The sequence below is a fragment of the Streptomyces sp. NPDC013455 genome (assembly GCF_040632975.1).
Taxonomy (GTDB): domain Bacteria; phylum Actinomycetota; class Actinomycetes; order Streptomycetales; family Streptomycetaceae; genus Streptomyces.
Map to the genome: position 1 here is coordinate 21,901 of NZ_JBEYCX010000026.1, position 16,175 is coordinate 38,075.

Consider the following 16,175-nt stretch of genomic DNA (forward strand, 5'->3'; position numbering starts at 1 on the left):
GGGGTGTGACAGCTGTGAAGCCTATGGAATCAAACGCCTGCGGCTCACCGGCGCGACATGTAGATGTCGAGCGCCTTGTGGAGCAGCTTGTTCAGCGGGAAGTCCCACTCGCCGAGGTACTCGGCGGCCTGGCCACCCGTGCCGACCTTGAACTGGATCAGGCCGAACAGGTGGTCCGTCTCGTCCAGCGAGTCGGAGATGCCGCGCAGGTCGTAGACGGTGGCGCCGAGGGCGTAGGCGTCGCACAGCATCCGCCACTGCATCGCGTTCGAGGGCCGGACCTCGCGTCCGATGTTGTCGGAGGCGCCGTAGGAGTACCAGACGTGCCCGCCGACGATGAGCATCGTCGCCGCGGACAGGTTCACACCGTTGTGGCGGGCGAAGTACAGCCGCATCCGGTTGGGGTCCTCGGTGTTGAGGGCCGTCCACATGCGCTGGAAGTACGACAGCGGGCGGGGCCGGAAGTGGTCACGGACGGCCGTGATCTCGTACAGCCGCTGCCACTCGGCCAGGTCCTGGTAGCCGCCCTGGACGACCTCGACGCCGGCCTTCTCCGCCTTCTTGATGTTGCGGCGCCAGAGCTGGTTGAAGTTCTTGTGGACCTCTTCCAGGGAACGGTTCGCCAGCGGCACCTGGTAGACGTAGCGGGGCTGCACGTCGCCGAAGCCGGCACCGCCGTCCTCGCCCTGCTGCCAGCCCATGCGGCGCAGCTTGTCGGCCACCTCGAAGGCGCGCGGCTCGATGAAGTCGGCCTCCAGGTCCCGCAGCCGCTTGACGTCCGGGTCCTGGATGCCCCTCTTGATGGTGTCCGCGTTCCAGCGGCGGATGATCACCGGCGGGCCCATCTTCACCGAGAAGGCGCCCTGCTGCTTCAGGTGGGCCAGCATCGGCTGGATCCAGTCGTCCAGGTTCGGCGCGAACCAGTTGATGACCGGGCCCTCGGGCAGATACGCGAGGTAGCGCTTGATCTTGGGCAGCTGCCGGTACAGCACCAGACCCGCGCCGACCAGCTGGCCGCTGCGGTCGAACCAGCCGAGGTTCTCGGAACGCCACTCCGCCTTCACATCTGCCCAGGCCGGGACCTGCATGTGGCTCGCCGACGGCAGGCTCTGGATGAAGGCCAGATGCTGCTCGCGACTGATGGTCCTCAGGGTCAGGCTCATTCGGGGCGCTCCTCGGGCTGGTGTGTCCCCATGGGTACAGGGGCTCCGGCTCTAGCGCCGAAGCCTACTGCGCCCTGCGAGCGCCCCGACCGGGCGTACGGGCGTTACTCCCCGCGGGTCAGCCGATGAGCCCGCCGAACAGTCCACCGTGAGCCATGGCGATCAGGAAACCGACCCCCGCGGCACCGAGACCCAGGATCAGGAAGAACCGCTCCCTCGTGGTCTCCGAGACCCACTGCCCGTAGATGCCGGTGCCCAGCGCCACCAGGCCCGCCCACGAGCTCAGCAGGTGGAGGCCGTGGAAGAAGGACGTGATGAACGACAGCACGCCCAGGACGAACGTCACCGCCATCAGGGCGTCCGGCAGTGGATGAGGCTTGCCGTCCGTGGCGAAGAGGGATCCGGCGGTGTTGGGTCGCAATGCCTGTGCCATGGGCACCTCCTGCGGAAGGCGGCGCATGGTAGCGCCGTACACACCCGATGTGTACAGATTGACGGTCCCGGCGGCCGGATTTCAACCGGAAGCGGGTGTGCGGGTAGTCTGTACCGTCTGCACTGGTGTCTGCCCAGACCTGACCGGGTCACTCAGCGTCCACCGACCCGGCTCCTTCGCGGAGCCCGGATTGTCAGTGGCGGCCGATACCGTTGCGTACGCATCACAACCCTCCTGCCACGGAACGACCGTGGCCGCTGAGTCCAAAGGAGGTGGGTTCCACATGCGTCACTACGAGGTGATGGTCATCCTCGACCCCGATCTCGAGGAGCGTGCTGTCTCCCCGCTGATCGAGAACTTCCTGTCCGTCGTCCGTGACGGCGGCGGCAAGGTTGAGAAGGTCGACACCTGGGGCCGTCGTCGTCTCGCCTACGAGATCAAGAAGAAGCCCGAGGGCATCTACTCGGTCATCGACCTGCAGGCCGAGCCTGCGGTCGTCAAGGAGCTCGACCGCCAGATGAACCTGAACGAGTCGGTCCTCCGGACCAAGGTCCTCCGCCCCGAGATGCACTGAGCCCTTCCGCTCAGCTGATCTCGGGATTCGAGTAGCAGCAACCAAGCAGCCAGAGCAGCAAACCCGCCGAGAGGTTCCCCCATGGCAGGCGAGACCGTCATCACGGTCATCGGCAATCTTGTCGACGACCCCGAGCTGCGCTTCACCCCGTCCGGTGCGGCCGTCGCGAAGTTCCGCGTCGCGTCCACTCCCCGCACCTTCGACCGCCAGACGAACGAGTGGAAGGACGGCGAGAGCCTCTTCCTGACCTGCTCGGTCTGGCGTCAGGCGGCGGAGAACGTCGCCGAGTCGCTCCAGCGAGGCATGCGCGTCATCGTGCAGGGCCGGCTGAAGCAGCGGTCCTACGAGGACCGTGAGGGCGTCAAGCGCACGGTCTACGAGCTGGATGTCGAGGAAGTCGGCCCCAGCCTCCGTAACGCCACGGCCAAGGTCACCAAGACCGCCGGCGGCGGCGCTCGTGGTGGCCAGGGCGGTTACGGCGGCGGTGGCGGCCAGGGTGGCGGCGGCTGGGGCGGCGGCTCCGGTGGCGGCCAGCAGGGCGGCGGCGCTCCGGCCGACGACCCGTGGGCGACCGGCGCTCCCGCCGGTGGCAACCAGGGTGGCGGCGGCTGGGGCGGCGGCTCCGGCGGCGGTGGCGGCTACTCGGACGAGCCCCCCTTCTAGGCCCTGGGGCCCGGTTTTCCGGGTCCTGGCCGGTCGAGGGCGGGTCGTACCCCAACTTCTTGATCACACAGGAGAAACACCATGGCGAAGCCGCCTGTGCGCAAGCCTAAGAAGAAGGTCTGCGCTTTCTGCAAGGACAAGGTCACGTACGTGGACTACAAGGACACGAACATGCTGCGGAAGTTCATTTCCGACCGCGGCAAGATCCGTGCCCGCCGCGTGACCGGCAACTGCACGCAGCACCAGCGTGACGTCGCCACGGCCGTCAAGAACAGCCGTGAGATGGCGCTGCTGCCCTACACGTCCACCGCGCGATAAGGGAAGGGTGACCGACACATGAAGATCATCCTCACCCACGAGGTCTCCGGCCTCGGCGCTGCCGGTGACGTCGTCGACGTCAAGGACGGTTACGCTCGCAACTACCTCATCCCGCGGAAGTTCGCTATCCGCTGGACCAAGGGTGGCGAGAAGGACGTCGAGCAGATCCGTCGTGCTCGCAAGATCCACGAGATCCAGACCATCGAGCAGGCCAACCAGATCAAGGGCCAGCTCGAGGGCGTGAAGGTCCGTCTGGCCGTCCGCTCCGGCGACTCCGGCCGTCTCTTCGGTTCCGTCACCCCGGCCGACATCGCGTCCGCGATCAAGGCTTCCGGTGGCCCCGAGGTCGACAAGCGCCGCATCGAGCTGTCCGCTCCGATCAAGACCCTGGGCGCCCACGAGACGTCCGTGCGTCTGCACCCCGAGGTTGCCGCCAAGGTCAACATCGAGGTCGTCGCGGCCTGACCGCCGCGTGATCGCCGTGCTCGCTTGAGCCGGTGAAAGGGGCCGCACCCTTCATGGGTGTGGCCCCTTTCCCATGCCGGGGATGGTCACCCTTCCCTGTGCCGAGGGTGGTCACCACGGCATGTTTCACGTGAAACGGTCAGCGGCTCGCGCCCGTCACGATTCAGTGGCCGGACCGGGTCCGCAGCCACAGCGTCAGCATGCGGACGGTCATCATCAACGTCATCGCCGCCCACAGGGCGGTGAGGCCGCCGCCCAGTGTGGGGACGAGCAGGGCCGCCGGAGCGAACACCGCCAGGGTGACGACCATGGCCCCGGCCAGATACGGCCCGTCGCCCGCCCCCATCAGGACCCCGTCCAGGACGAAGACGATCCCGCAGACGGGCTGCGAGAGAGCCACCAGCAGCAGGGCCGGCAACGCCGCGTCCTTCACCAGGGAGTCGCTGGTGAACAGCGGCAGGAACAGTGGTCGGGCGGCCACGACGAGCACACCGAGGACGACACCGGTCGCAAGGCCCCACTGGACCATGCGGCGGCAGGCTTCCCGTGCGCCTTGGGCGTCGCCCGCGCCGAGGTAGCGGCCGATGATGGCCTGCCCCGCGATCGCTATCGCATCGAGCGCGAAGGCCAGCAGACTCCACAGGGACAGGATGATCTGGTGTGCGGCGATCTCGGCGTCACCGAGCCCGGCCGCGACCGCGGTGGCGATCATGAGGATCGCCCGCAGGGAGAGGGTGCGGACGAGCAGGGGTGCACCGGCCTGGGCCGAGGCCCGGATCCCGGCGGCGTTCGGCCGGAGTGAAGCGCCGTGCCGGTGGGCTCCGCGGACGACCACGGTCAGGTAGACGGCTGTCATGCCCCACTGTGCGATGACGGTGCCCCAGGCCGATCCGGCGATGCCCAGCCCTGCGCCGTAGACGAGTCCCACATTGAGTCCGGCGTTGGCGACGAAGCCCGCGATGGCGACGTAGAGCGGGGTCTTGGTGTCCTGGAGGCCGCGCAGCACTCCGGTCGCGGCCAGGACGATGAGCATCGCCGGGATACCGAGTGCGGAGATGCGCAGATAGGTGGTCGCGTACGGGGCCGCGGTCGCGGACGTGCCGAAGAGGTCCACGATGCCGGGGGCCAGGGGCAGAACGACGGCGATGACGGCGACGCCGAGCAGCAGAGCCAGCCAGACGCCGTCCATGCCCTGCCGGATGGCGGCGGGGAGATCCCCGGCGCCGACGCGGCGGGCGACGGCGGCCGTCGTGGCATACGCGAGGAAGACGAAGACGCTCACGGCGGTGGTGAGAAGCGCCGAGGCGACGCCGAGACCGGCGAGCTGAGCAGTGCCGAGATGGCCGACGATCGCACTGTCCGCCATGACGAAGAGAGGCTCGGCGACGAGGGCGCCGAAGGCCGGGACGGCGAGCGCGACGATCTCTCGGTCGTGCCGCCGACGAGTGGCCTGGGATATCGCTGGAGCCTGTGTCATGAGCATCAATCTAATCTTCCACAGGTAAGAGATGCAACCGATGTGCAGTCCTTACTTTGCCTCCGGTGTCGAGTCCTTTCGGGCGCCGTTCGAAGCGATCTTGGGCCGACTGGGGAAGTTTTTCTTCTGCACAGCCGGTGGATCGGAAAACCGCAGCTCAGAGGCTTGTTCATGCCGGGAGAGAGGTCTTGTTCACAGGGCTGTCCACCGGGTCGTGCACAGGTTTCGGCGAGTTCTCCACAGCATCGGGGCGGTCGTCCACATGGCCTGTGGATAACCAGATTGGCTGACGGTGCCGAGGGGCCTACCGTGGTCCGGCGCCCGCTCCTTTCCCGGGCCCGGCAAGCGTCCCTTTCCGGCTCGGGAACCGTCGCAGAGACGACACGTTGAAACCGGAGCCGGGCCTCTCAGTTGTCAGTGTCGTGCCGTACAAAAGAGGACACGGCGAGGTCCGCCGTGCGGACGGGAGGAGGTGGCTCGGTGAGCATTTCCGAGCCCTTGGACGATCCGTGGGCCGACAGCGGACCCAGCGATCGTCTGCCGGCCTCCCGTCGGCGTGGTGACGGCGGCCGGGGTCGTGGCGAGCAGCACGACCGGGGCCGGGACAACGACTCCTGGGACGGCGGCGGTTCGGCCTTCGAGCGGGTGCCGCCCCAGGACCTGGACGCCGAGCAGTCGGTGCTGGGCGGCATGCTGCTGTCCAAGGACGCCATCGCCGACGTCGTCGAGATCCTCAAGGGCCACGACTTCTACAAGCCCGCGCACGAGACGATCTACCAGGCCATCCTGGACGTCTACGCCAAGGGCGAGCCGGCCGACCCGATCACCATCGCCGCCGAACTCACCAAGCGCGGCGAGATCAACAAGGTCGGCGGCGCCGCCTACCTGCACAGTCTCGTCCAGACCGTGCCGACGGCCGCCAACGCCGAGTACTACGCGGAGATCGTCCACGAGCGGGCCGTCCTGCGCCGCCTGGTCGAGGCCGGAACGCGCATCACGCAGATGGGATACGCGGCCGACGGCGACGTGGACGAGATCGTCAACAGCGCCCAGGCGGAGATCTACGCCGTCACCGAGCAGCGCACCAGCGAGGACTACCTCCCGCTCGGCGACATCATGGAAGGCGCCCTCGACGAGATCGAGGCGATCGGTTCGCGCAGCGGCGAGATGACGGGCGTGCCCACCGGGTTCACCGACTTCGACTCCCTCACCAACGGCCTCCATCCGGGCCAGATGATCGTCATCGCGGCCCGTCCCGCCATGGGTAAGTCCACCCTCGCCCTGGACTTCGCGCGGGCCGCCTCCATCAAGCACAACCTCCCGAGCGTCATCTTCTCGCTCGAAATGGGCCGCAACGAGATCGCGATGCGTCTGCTGTCCGCCGAGGCCCGGGTCGCCCTGCACCACATGCGGTCCGGCACGATGACCGATGAGGACTGGACCCGGCTCGCCCGCCGCATGCCGGACGTGTCGGCGGCGCCGCTGTACATCGACGACTCCCCGAACCTGTCGATGATGGAGATCCGCGCCAAGTGCCGTCGCCTGAAGCAGCGCAACGACCTGAAGCTGGTCGTCATCGACTACCTCCAGCTGATGCAGTCCGGCGGCTCCAAGCGTGCCGAGAGCCGTCAGCAGGAGGTTTCGGACATGTCCCGTAACCTCAAGCTGCTCGCCAAGGAGCTGGAGATCCCGGTCATCGCGCTCTCCCAGCTCAACCGTGGACCCGAACAGCGCACCGACAAGAAGCCGATGGTCTCCGACCTGCGTGAGTCCGGTTCCATCGAGCAGGACGCCGACATGGTCATCCTGCTGCACCGCGAGGACGCGTACGAGAAGGAGTCCCCGCGGGCCGGCGAGGCCGACCTGATCGTCGCCAAGCACCGAAACGGTCCGACGGCCACCATCACGGTCGCCTTCCAGGGCCACTACTCGCGTTTCGTGGACATGGCCCAGACCTGATCCGGGAAACGGATTCGACGCCCGCCGCCGCAACGGGTGAACTGAGCCCATGACGACACCTCAGGAAGAGCTGCTTCCCGGCACCCGGCGTGCCCTGCTGCACCGGATCGCCGTCGCGCAGGCCGAAGGGCGGGCTCCGTCGCTGGTCGCCGCCGTCGTACGGGACGGGCGGGCCGTGTGGCACGGTGCGCGGACCTCGGTGGACGGGCACGGACCCGACGAGACCGTGCAGTACCGGATCGGCTCCATCACCAAGACGTTCACCGCTGTGCTGGTGATGCGGCTGCGCGACGAGGGTCTGCTCGATCTCGGTGATCCGCTGGAGAAGCATCTTCCGGGCACCGGTGTGGGCGAGGCGACGATCGCCGAACTGCTCGCGCACACCGCGGGGTTGGCGGCCGAGTCGCCCGCGCCCTGGTGGGAGCGGACGCCCGGCTCCCTGCGGCCGGCGCTGAGCGATGTGCTCGGGGAACGGCCCCTGCTGCATCCCGTCGGCCGGCGGCACCACTACTCCAATTCCGGCTACACCGTGCTCGGAGCCCTGGTGGAGGAGGTGCGCGGCGCTCCCTGGGAGCAGGTGCTGCGCGCCGAGATCCTGGAGCCGCTCGGCCTGCACCGCACCGGCGTGCGGCCCGAGCCCCCGCACGCGGGGGGCTGGGCCGTGCATCCATGGGCCGACGCGATGCTCCCCGAGCCGTTGGAGGACCTGGGCCGGATGGCGCCGGCCGGCCAGCTCTGGTCGACCACCGGGGACCTGGCGCGGTTCGCCGTGTTCCTGGCCCGGGGGGACGACCGGGTCCTGGGCGCGGAATCGGTGCGGGAGATGCGTACCCCGGCGGCGCCCGCCGAGGCCGCGGACGTCATGGACGGCGTCACCTACGGGCTGGGCATGCAGATTCAGCGGCGTGACGGCCGGCTGCTCGTCGGCCACTCCGGTTCGCTGCCGGGATTTCTGGCGAACCTCACCATCAGCGTGGAGGACGACGTGGCCGCCGTGGTCCTCGCCAACTGCACCAGCGGACCGCTGCTGGGTGCGGTCGGAGCGGACCTGGTCCGGATCGTCGCCGAGGCGGAACCACGTATCCCGGAGCCCTGGCGGCCGCTGCGTGAAGCCGATGCGGCGGTGCTGGAGCTGGTGGGGCAGTGGTACTGGGGCACCCACGCCTGCGGCCTCCGTGCCACCGCCGACGGCCTTCTCGCACTGGCCCCGCTGGCCGGCGGCGGCCGCAGGGCCCGCTTCCGCGCGAACGGTGACGGCACCTGGACGGGGCTGGAGGGTTACTACGCCGGTGAGGTGATGCGGCCGGTACGGCGCCCGGACGGGTCTCTCAGCCACCTGGACATCGGCTCGTTCGTGTTCACGCGACAGCCGTACGAACCCGGTTCAGCGGTGCCGGGGGGCGTTGACCCGCAGGGGTGGCGGGGCATCGGCTAGCCCTGGGATGCGGCGAGGGGTGTGTTTCACGTGAAACACACCCCTCTTCCGGTTTTCGGTGCGGTCCGGGGTACCGGGGGCCCGGGGGCTGTGGTCAGAGTCGTAGCTTGAAGCCCTCGTGCGAGGCGTGGAAGCCGAGCCGCTCGTAGAAGCGGTGGGCGTCGGTGCGGGACTTGTCGGAGGTGAGCTGCACCATCCGGCAGCCGAGCCGCCGGGAGGTGTCGATCGCCCACTCGATCAGCGTGCTGCCCAGTCCGCTGCCTCGCTGGTCGGCGTGGATGCGCACGGCCTCGATGAGCGCGCGGGTGGATCCCTTGTGCGAGAGGCCGGGGATGATCGTGAGCTGGAGGGTTCCGATCACACGGCCTTCGCGTACGGCGACGACGAGGTGCTGGTTCGGGTCGGCCGTGAGCCGTTCCAGTGCGGTGCGGTACGGGGCCAGGTCGTCGGGGGACTCGCGCTGCGCTCCGAGCGGGTCGTCGGCGAGCAGGGCGACGATCGCCGGGAGGTCGTCGGCGAGTGCGGGGCGTATTTCGAGATCTCCCATGCCCGCACCCTATGCGGGCACGTTCAGCGACTCGACCACCCGCACCAGCGGGGCCAGTTCGGGGTTCCTGGCGGCGTCGTCCAAGGCCTCGCGCAGCGCCGCGTCGTTGGTGGGCCGCGCCTCCTCCAGCAGTCGCAGGCCGGCCTCGGTGACATTGGTGTAGATCCCGCGCCGGTCGGTGGGGCACAGGTAGCGCTCGAGCAGACCGCGGTCCTCCAGCCGGGTCACCAGACGAGTGGTGGCGCTCTGGCTGAGCACGACCGCGTCGGCGACCTGCTTCATCTGCAGGTGTCCGCCCTCGCCGTCGTGCTGCCGGCTGAGCACGTCCAGCAGGGAGTACTCGCGCACGCTCAGGTCGTGCCCGGCCTGGAGGGCGCGCTCGATGTGCGCCTCGATTCTTCCGTGCAGCGCAGAAAGGGCGCACCAGCCCTGGGCGAGGGCGGTGAGCGCGGGGTCCGTCGCTGTCATTGGCGTGTTCCTCCGTCCCGGAGCGGCTGCATCCAGGGTAGAGCACCAGCGCAATAGTCATCGCTTGCAAGTATCCCGCGTCTGCAATTATTGTGGACGAACGCAAAGCGCTCCTGCAATCTTCTGGGAAGGTGTACCCCCACATGCCTCTCGCGCTTCTGGCCCTCGCGATCGGGGCCTTCGGAATCGGCACGACCGAGTTCGTGATCATGGGTTTGCTGCCCGAGGTCGCGGGTGACTTCGGGGTCTCCATCCCCACGGCAGGCCTGCTCGTGACCGGCTACGCGCTCGGCGTGGTCATCGGTGCCCCGCTGATGACCCTGCTCGGCACCAAGGTCCCCCGCAAGCGGATGCTGATGCTGCTGATGGTCCTGTTCATTGCCGGGAACCTGCTCTCCGCCGTGGCCCCCGCCTTCGCGATCATGCTGATCGGCCGTGTGGTCGCCTCACTCGCCCATGGTGCCTTCTTCGGCATCGGATCGGTCGTCGCGGCCGAGCTGGTCGCGCCCGACAAGAAGGCCGGCGCCATCGCGATGATGTTCACCGGACTGACCGTCGCCAACGTCGTCGGCGTCCCGATGGGCACCCTGATCGGACAGGCCATCGGCTGGCGCGTCACCTTCGCCGTCGTCGCCGCCCTCGGGGTCGTCGGTCTCGCCGGTATCGCCAAGCTCGTGCCCGAGCTGCCGCAGCCGGAGGGCGTACACCTGCGGCATGAGCTGGCCGCCTTCAAGAACGCCCAGGTGCTGCTCGCCATGGCGATGACCGTCCTCGGTTTCGGCGGTGTCTTCGCGGCCATCACCTACATCGCGCCGATGATGACCCACATCGCCGGGTTCGCCGACGGCTCGGTCACCTGGCTGCTGGTCCTGTTCGGCCTCGGCATGGTCGGCGGCAACCTCGTCGGCGGCAAGTTCGCCGACCGCGCGCTGATGCCGATGCTGTACGTCTCGCTCGGTGCCCTGGCCGTCGTCCTGGCGCTCTTCACGCTCACCGCCCACAACAAGATCGCGGCCGCGGTGACCATCGCCCTGATCGGCGCGCTGGGCTTCGCCACCGTGCCGCCCCTGCAGAAGCGCGTCCTCGACCAGGCGCACGGCGCCCCGACGCTCGCGTCGGCCGTGAACATCGGCGCCTTCAACCTGGGCAATGCCCTGTCCGCCTGGCTCGGCGGCCTCGTGATCGCGGCCGGCTTCGGCTACACGGCCCCCAACTGGGTCGGTGCCGCCCTCGCCGCCGCCGCCCTCGTCCTCGCCGTCCTGTCGGCAGCCCTGGAGCGCCGCGACCGTAGGCACGGGACCGTGGTCGCCTCCGGTACGCCGTCGGGGCAGCGGACGCCCGTCCACCACTGAGCCGCCGGCACCCGGGCGCCTCGCACCGGACACCCCAAGACCCCGTGCCGGGCCTTCCGGTACGGCAAGCACCCACCACGGCACCACCCAAGGAGACAGCTCCATGAGCACCACCGCCGTCGCCCCGCTCACCACCGAAGACGCCGAGCTGCTCGTCGCCACGGCCCGCCGGGCGGCCGAGGAGGCCGGGGTCACCGTCAGCGTCACCGTCCTGGACGCCGGCGGCCATCTGCTCGCCTTCCGCCGGGACGACCGGGCCGTGCTGATCTCCGGTGAGACCAGCACCCGCAAGGCCTACACGGCGCTCCAGCTGAACGCGCCCACCGCCGGCCTCGTCGCCGCCGTCCAGCCCGGCGGTCTCTTCCACACCCTGCCCACGGCCCTCGACCGGCCGCTGCTGTTCATCGCCGGCGGCGTCCCCGTCCACCGGGACGGCCGGCTGATCGGCGCGATCGGCGTCGGCGGCGGTGCCCCGGAGCAGGACCACGGCTTCGCCACCGCGGCCGTGCAGGCCCTCGCCTGAGCCACGGCCCGCACCACATGACGCCGGCCCCGCCGCCAGAAGCGGCGGGGCCGGCGTGCGGCGTACGTCAGCTCAGCCCGCGGCGACCGTCAGCGGTGCGAAGCGCCGGGTCCAGTCGCCCGGCAGCTCGGTGATGCCGTAGGTCATCACGGCGTTGAAGGCCACGGAGGCCAGCCCCCGCTCCTTCGCCCAGACCAGCAGCTCCTCGTGGCGGACGTCGATGTCGGTGCGCAGGGGGCGGTCCGTACGGGCCGCCAGCGAAGCGATGAGCGCCTTGGCGGTCTCCGTGTCCCGGGCGATCAGCGGGCCGACGACATGGGTGTCCATGTTGGGCCACGCGGCCGTGTAGCCGATGAGCCGGCCGTCCTCCTCGGCGACCCGCAGCTGATCGGCGAAGGCGGGCAGCCGGGTGATGAGGGGGGTGCGGTCGGTGCCGAACACCTCCTCGTCGAGCCGCAGGATCGCGGGCAGGTCCTCCGCGGTGGCGGCACGCGTGGCGACTGCCGGCTCCGGGCCGCCGGGCGAGAAGAGGCCGCTCAGCATCTCCGCCCGGCCCGTCGCTTTGAAGCCCAGCTCCTCGTACAGGGGGCGGCCGGACGGCGTGGCGTGCAGGGTCAGCGGAGTGGGTCCCATGGCCGACAGGACATGCCGCATCAGGCGGCGACCGACGCCCCTGCGGGCATGGCGTTCGGCCACCAGGACCATCCCCACGGCACCGAGATCCGGCCGCCCCCATGCGCCGTACTCCGTGACCACGCACGCGGCGACCAGACCCCCCTCGGGGTCATCGATGCCCAAGCCCTTGCCCGCTGTGAGGAGGAATCCCCACTTGTGTTCCTCCCGAGGCCATCCCCGGTCCTCGGACAGGTCGGCGCAGGCTGGGAGATCGCGAAGCGTCAGGCGACGGATGGGCAGAGCGGCGAGGGAAGGAGTCGGCACGCAGGTCAGGCTGTCCGACCGGCACCCCTGCCGTCCACCCGTTTCGGCTCGGACATACGTGCTTTTGGCCATCTCGTAGCCTGGTGCACCTCCCCTGGACAGCTGTTGGTGTTTCACGTGAAACATCGGCAGCCGACTAGCCTCAGCGCCATGGCGAGACTTCATCTGTTCGATCTCGATGGCACTTTGCTCCACGGCTCCACCGCTCCGGTCGAGATTTCCCGCCAGTTGGGGCTGGAAGCGGAGACGACGGCGCTGGACCGGGCGATCGCGGAGGGACGGATCGGACCGCCGGAGTACGCGGCACAGGTGCACGAGCTGTGGGCTGATCTGACCGAGACGCACGTACGGGCCGCGTTCGAGGCTGCTCCCTGGCTGGCGAGGATCCGCGAGGTCTGGGCGGAGATCAGGAGCGCGGGTGAATACTGCGCGGTGGTGTCTCTCTCGCCCTCCTTCTTTGTCGAACTGCTCCTCGACTGGGGTGCTCACGCGGCGCATGGGTCCCGGTTCCCGGCCGTGCCGTTCACCGAGCCCGTCGACCCGTCCGGGGTGCTCAGCGCCGCGGCCAAGGTGACCATCGCGGACCGGCTCTGCGAGGAGTTCGGCGTGGCGCGGGCGGACTGCGTGGCCTACGGCGACTCGTCGTCGGACAAGGAGCTGTTCGCTGTCGTACCGGTCTCCGTGGCCGTCAACGCCGACACCCATCTGGCCGGGCTCGCGACCCACTCCTACACCGGGCGGGACCTGTGGGACGCCTATGAAATGGTTCGCCCGCCTTCCGGGTAGGAGGGTGCGCAGACCGACCTAGAGATGTTCGAGGCGAGGGCACACCATGGACGCTCCGACCACCACGTCGGGGGAGAACGGCATGTCGGGTGGGGGCGACTGGTTCGCGCCGCGCAAGGTGCCGTCGGCTCCGCCGCCGGACGGGGACGGTGACCAGGCGGAGCACGGCGGACTCCGGCCCGCGGTGCTGCGGCCGGGTGCCGGGCGTCCCGGTCTTCCCGCCGAGCGCCCCGGTCTTCCTGCCGACCGTGCCGAGCGCCCCGGTCCTTCTGCGGGGCATCTCGTTCCCCCTGCGGCGCGGCCCGGGCCGGGCGCGGACGCTCTCCTCATCCGGCGCACGATGACCGAGATCGGCCCCGTCGCCGACAAGGTCACCTCATACTTCTACGCTCTGCTCTTCGTCCGGCACCCGGAACTTCGGTCGCTCTTCCCGGCCGCGATGGACGTCCAGCGGGACCGCCTGCTGAAGGCGCTGCTCACGGCGGCCGAGCACCTCGACAACACCCCCGTCCTCGTCGACTACCTGCGGAATCTGGGCCGCGGACACCGCAAGTACGGGACGCGGGCCGAGCACTATCCGGCCGTGGGCGAATGCCTCATCGGCGCGCTGAGCAAGTACGCCACCACCCTGTGGAGCCCGGAGACCGAAGCGGCCTGGGTGCGGGCGTACACGACGATGTCCCAGGTCATGATCGACGCCGCGGCGGCGGACGAGCTGCTCGCCCCGGCCTGGTGGCACGCCGAGGTCGTCACGCACGAGCTGCGGACCCCGGACGTCGCGGTCCTCACCGTCCGCCCCGACCAGCCGTACCCGTTCCTCGCGGGCCAGTACACGAGCGTGGAGACCCCCTGGTGGCCGCGGGTGTGGCGGAACTACTCGTTCGCCTCCGCGCCCCGCTCCGACGGACTGCTGACGTTCCATGTGAAGGCCGTCCCGGCCGGCTGGGTCTCCAACGCGCTGGTGCACCGTGCCCGGCCCGGAGACGTCATACGCCTCGGCCCGCCGACCGGCTCGATGACCGTCGACCACACCACCGACAGCGGACTGCTCTGCCTGGGCGGCGGCACCGGCATCGCGCCCATCAAGGCCCTGGTGGAGGATGTCGCCGAGCACGGCGAACGCCGCCCGGTCGAGGTGTTCTACGGGGCACGCACCGAGCACGGCCTCTACGACATCGACACCATGCTCAGGCTCCAGCAGAGCCACCCCTGGCTGTCGGTCCGCGCGGTCATAGACCAGCAGTCCCGGCTCCAGCTTCCCGACGCCGTCCGCGGATACGGCCCGTGGAACGAGTACGACGCCTATCTCTCGGGCCCGCCCGGCATGGTCCGGAGCGGCATCGGCGCGCTGCGGGACATGGGCATTCCGCCGAGCCGCATACGGCACGACTCCGTGGAGGAACTGCTCGTCACCGCGGACTGACGGCGCTCACCCGAGGTCGGGGGCGTGCATGGCCCGTACTCCCTCGATGTTGCCGTCCAGGTAGTGGCGCAGGGACAAGGGCACGAGGTGGACGGAGGCGATGCCGACGCGGGTGAACGGAACGCGGACGATCTCGTACTCACCCGTCGGCTCGTCCACCTCGGGACCGTGCCGCAGGGCCGGATCCATGGATTCCAGCCGGCAGACGAAGAAGTGCTGCACCTTTACACCGGTCGCGCCGCCGTCCTCACCGATGTGCTCCACCGTGTCCACGAAGCACGGGACCACATCGGTGATCTTGGCGCCGAGCTCTTCGTACACCTCTCGGTGGAGGGCGTCCACGACGGTCGAGTCCCTGGGTTCGACCCCGCCACCGGGAGTGACCCAGTAGGGATCGACACCGGGCTTGGTGCGCTTGATCAGAATCAGGTCGTCACCGTCCAGCAGAACGGCGCGGGCGGTGCGCTTGACCACGGGTCGGACGGTCATGGGAGAAATGTGGCCCGGCTGGTTCCACGTGAAACATCGCAAAGCACCACCCCACCCCCGCAGTGCCTGAGCCCGCGCCACAGCGTCAGCACCAGGCGGTGGCGGCGCGTTGGAGCCACTCGTGGGCCCGCGCGATGGGAGGCATACCGAGCGTGCCGGTCCGCACCGCCAGGAAGTACGTGCGCAGCGGCGGCACCGCCGGCTCGTGCAAGGTGACGATCGCGCCTTCGCGGAGGGCCGGGGCGCACAGATAACGCGGCAGCACCGCCAGTCCGGCGCCCGCGATCGCGCAGGACAGCACCGCCCGCAGATCGGGGACGACGATCGTGCCCGTGGCGGCCGGACGGGAGTCGAAGACGGCGGCCCAGTAGCGCGAGACGAAGGGAAGCGACTCATGGACCTCCACCAGCGGCAGGTGGTCCACGGCCGGCGCGCCCTTCAGCCGTACCGTGTCGGATCCGATGCGTTCGGCCCAGCGCGGGGCCGCGACCAGTACGTGTTCCTCGTCGCAGAGCGGGGTGGCGGTGAACAGGGCGCCGCGCGGCCGGGCGGTGCTGATGGCGAGGTCATGGTGGCCGCAGGCCAGCCCGTCGAGGGCCTCCGCGGACGTGCCGAAGGAGGCGCGCAGCGTGAGGCCCCGGCCGTCCTCGCCGGTCAGCTCCGTCAGAGTGGGCAGAACCCGCTCGGCCGTGAACTCCGGGGGCCCGGCCAGGTGCAGGGTCCGTGAGGAGGATGCGTCGTCCAGGCGGCTCTCGGCTATCTCCACCAGCGCGTCGAGGTGCGGCCCCGCCTTGTGCGCGAGTTCGTCGCCGATGGTCGTGGGGGTCACCCCGCGTGCCTGGCGGAGGAACAGGGGCCTGCCCAGCTGGCGCTCCAGCGTGCGGATCTGCGAGGTGACGGCCGGCTGGGAGAGGCCGAGCAGCGCGGCGGCGCGGGTGAAGGAACCGGACCGGTGCACGGCGACGAAGGTCCGCAGCAAGGCCAGATCCATGGCACGCCCTCCCGGTGACTGCCTCTCCGGCCCCCAGGCAGGCACCAACCATAAATACGCCGATAGGTCCCTGTCGCTACTGTGATTGGACACTGACAGACAGTCAACTAGCCTTGTCGGAGCGGGCTTTCCCTCACGGAAGCCGCGGACGGTCCGAGCCACGAGGGGGG

General features: G+C 69.7%; 18 protein-coding genes. 10 read left to right on the forward strand and 8 right to left on the reverse strand.

Annotated elements, in window-relative coordinates; all coding sequences use genetic code 11:
- Nucleotides 1–44: 44 nt before the first annotated feature.
- Nucleotides 45–1,163, reverse strand: a complete 1,119-nt coding sequence (locus tag ABZ576_RS30735; RefSeq protein WP_360748070.1) for a peptidoglycan bridge formation glycyltransferase FemA/FemB family protein — start codon at nucleotides 1,161–1,163, stop codon at nucleotides 45–47.
- Between the two features lie 118 nt (nucleotides 1,164–1,281).
- Nucleotides 1,282–1,596 carry a hypothetical protein gene (locus ABZ576_RS30740; protein WP_360748073.1) on the reverse strand — a complete coding sequence of 105 codons (315 nt, stop codon included), beginning with the start codon at nucleotides 1,594–1,596 and terminating at the stop codon, nucleotides 1,282–1,284.
- 283 nt (nucleotides 1,597–1,879) lie between these two features.
- On the opposite strand from ABZ576_RS30740, the gene rpsF reads away from it, so the two are divergent.
- From rpsF to rplI, 4 genes are all read left to right on the forward strand, one after another.
- Nucleotides 1,880–2,170, forward strand: a complete 291-nt coding sequence (gene rpsF / locus ABZ576_RS30745) for a 30S ribosomal protein S6 (protein ID WP_043502363.1) — start codon at nucleotides 1,880–1,882, stop codon at nucleotides 2,168–2,170.
- A gap of 81 nt (nucleotides 2,171–2,251) precedes the next feature.
- On the forward strand, nucleotides 2,252–2,833 hold the full coding sequence (locus ABZ576_RS30750; RefSeq protein WP_360748076.1) for a single-stranded DNA-binding protein: 582 nt from the start codon (nucleotides 2,252–2,254) through the stop codon (nucleotides 2,831–2,833).
- A gap of 81 nt (nucleotides 2,834–2,914) precedes the next feature.
- Nucleotides 2,915–3,151 (forward strand): 30S ribosomal protein S18, encoded by a 237-nt coding sequence (gene rpsR, locus ABZ576_RS30755; RefSeq protein ID WP_003949403.1) that lies wholly within the window; start codon nucleotides 2,915–2,917, stop codon nucleotides 3,149–3,151.
- An 18-nt stretch (nucleotides 3,152–3,169) separates the two neighbouring features.
- Entirely contained in the window at nucleotides 3,170–3,616 is a 447-nt protein-coding gene (gene rplI, locus ABZ576_RS30760) for a 50S ribosomal protein L9 (protein ID WP_360748079.1), read from the forward strand.
- 163 nt (nucleotides 3,617–3,779) lie between these two features.
- Here rplI and ABZ576_RS30765 read toward each other — a convergent pair whose 3' ends face one another.
- A complete protein-coding gene (locus tag ABZ576_RS30765) occupies nucleotides 3,780–5,093 on the reverse strand; it encodes an MATE family efflux transporter (RefSeq protein ID WP_360748082.1) in 1,314 nt (437 codons plus the stop codon).
- A gap of 480 nt (nucleotides 5,094–5,573) precedes the next feature.
- Between ABZ576_RS30765 and dnaB the strand changes: the two genes are divergently transcribed.
- Together dnaB and ABZ576_RS30775 are read left to right on the forward strand one after the other, a co-directional pair.
- Nucleotides 5,574–7,052, forward strand: coding sequence for a replicative DNA helicase (gene dnaB, locus ABZ576_RS30770; protein WP_360748085.1), 1,479 nt, complete (start codon nucleotides 5,574–5,576; stop codon nucleotides 7,050–7,052).
- 49 nt (nucleotides 7,053–7,101) lie between these two features.
- The gene (locus ABZ576_RS30775; RefSeq protein WP_360748088.1) at nucleotides 7,102–8,487 is read left to right on the forward strand and encodes a serine hydrolase domain-containing protein; all 1,386 of its coding nucleotides are present in this window, start codon (nucleotides 7,102–7,104) and stop codon (nucleotides 8,485–8,487) included.
- Between the two features lie 94 nt (nucleotides 8,488–8,581).
- Here ABZ576_RS30775 and ABZ576_RS30780 read toward each other — a convergent pair whose 3' ends face one another.
- Complete coding sequence (locus ABZ576_RS30780; protein WP_360748091.1) at nucleotides 8,582–9,034, reverse strand: GNAT family N-acetyltransferase; 453 nt, start codon at nucleotides 9,032–9,034, stop codon at nucleotides 8,582–8,584.
- A gap of 9 nt (nucleotides 9,035–9,043) precedes the next feature.
- Entirely contained in the window at nucleotides 9,044–9,502 is a 459-nt protein-coding gene (locus tag ABZ576_RS30785; RefSeq protein WP_360748094.1) for a MarR family transcriptional regulator, read from the reverse strand.
- 143 nt (nucleotides 9,503–9,645) lie between these two features.
- Between ABZ576_RS30785 and ABZ576_RS30790 the strand changes: the two genes are divergently transcribed.
- Nucleotides 9,646–10,854 carry an MFS transporter gene (locus tag ABZ576_RS30790; protein WP_360748097.1) on the forward strand — a complete coding sequence of 403 codons (1,209 nt, stop codon included), beginning with the start codon at nucleotides 9,646–9,648 and terminating at the stop codon, nucleotides 10,852–10,854.
- Nucleotides 10,855–10,957: 103 nt separating this feature from the next.
- The gene (locus tag ABZ576_RS30795) at nucleotides 10,958–11,377 is read left to right on the forward strand and encodes a heme-binding protein (RefSeq protein ID WP_360748100.1); all 420 of its coding nucleotides are present in this window, start codon (nucleotides 10,958–10,960) and stop codon (nucleotides 11,375–11,377) included.
- 72 nt (nucleotides 11,378–11,449) lie between these two features.
- Here ABZ576_RS30795 and ABZ576_RS30800 read toward each other — a convergent pair whose 3' ends face one another.
- On the reverse strand, nucleotides 11,450–12,316 hold the full coding sequence (locus ABZ576_RS30800) for a GNAT family N-acetyltransferase (protein ID WP_360748103.1): 867 nt from the start codon (nucleotides 12,314–12,316) through the stop codon (nucleotides 11,450–11,452).
- Nucleotides 12,317–12,466: 150 nt separating this feature from the next.
- Here ABZ576_RS30800 and ABZ576_RS30805 point away from each other — a divergent pair, with 150 nt between their 5' ends.
- Both ABZ576_RS30805 and ABZ576_RS30810 read left to right on the forward strand, forming a co-directional pair.
- The gene (locus tag ABZ576_RS30805) at nucleotides 12,467–13,102 is read left to right on the forward strand and encodes a haloacid dehalogenase-like hydrolase (protein WP_360748106.1); all 636 of its coding nucleotides are present in this window, start codon (nucleotides 12,467–12,469) and stop codon (nucleotides 13,100–13,102) included.
- Between the two features lie 46 nt (nucleotides 13,103–13,148).
- Nucleotides 13,149–14,525 carry a globin domain-containing protein gene (locus ABZ576_RS30810; RefSeq protein ID WP_360748109.1) on the forward strand — a complete coding sequence of 459 codons (1,377 nt, stop codon included), beginning with the start codon at nucleotides 13,149–13,151 and terminating at the stop codon, nucleotides 14,523–14,525.
- A gap of 6 nt (nucleotides 14,526–14,531) precedes the next feature.
- Here the strand turns inward: ABZ576_RS30810 and ABZ576_RS30815 are convergent, their stop codons facing one another.
- Together ABZ576_RS30815 and ABZ576_RS30820 are read right to left on the reverse strand one after the other, a co-directional pair.
- Nucleotides 14,532–15,014: an NUDIX hydrolase gene (locus ABZ576_RS30815; protein ID WP_360748112.1), complete on the reverse strand. Its 483-nt coding sequence runs from the start codon at nucleotides 15,012–15,014 to the stop codon at nucleotides 14,532–14,534.
- Between the two features lie 85 nt (nucleotides 15,015–15,099).
- Nucleotides 15,100–16,005, reverse strand: a complete 906-nt coding sequence (locus ABZ576_RS30820) for a LysR family transcriptional regulator (RefSeq protein WP_360748115.1) — start codon at nucleotides 16,003–16,005, stop codon at nucleotides 15,100–15,102.
- Nucleotides 16,006–16,175 lie beyond the last annotated feature (170 nt).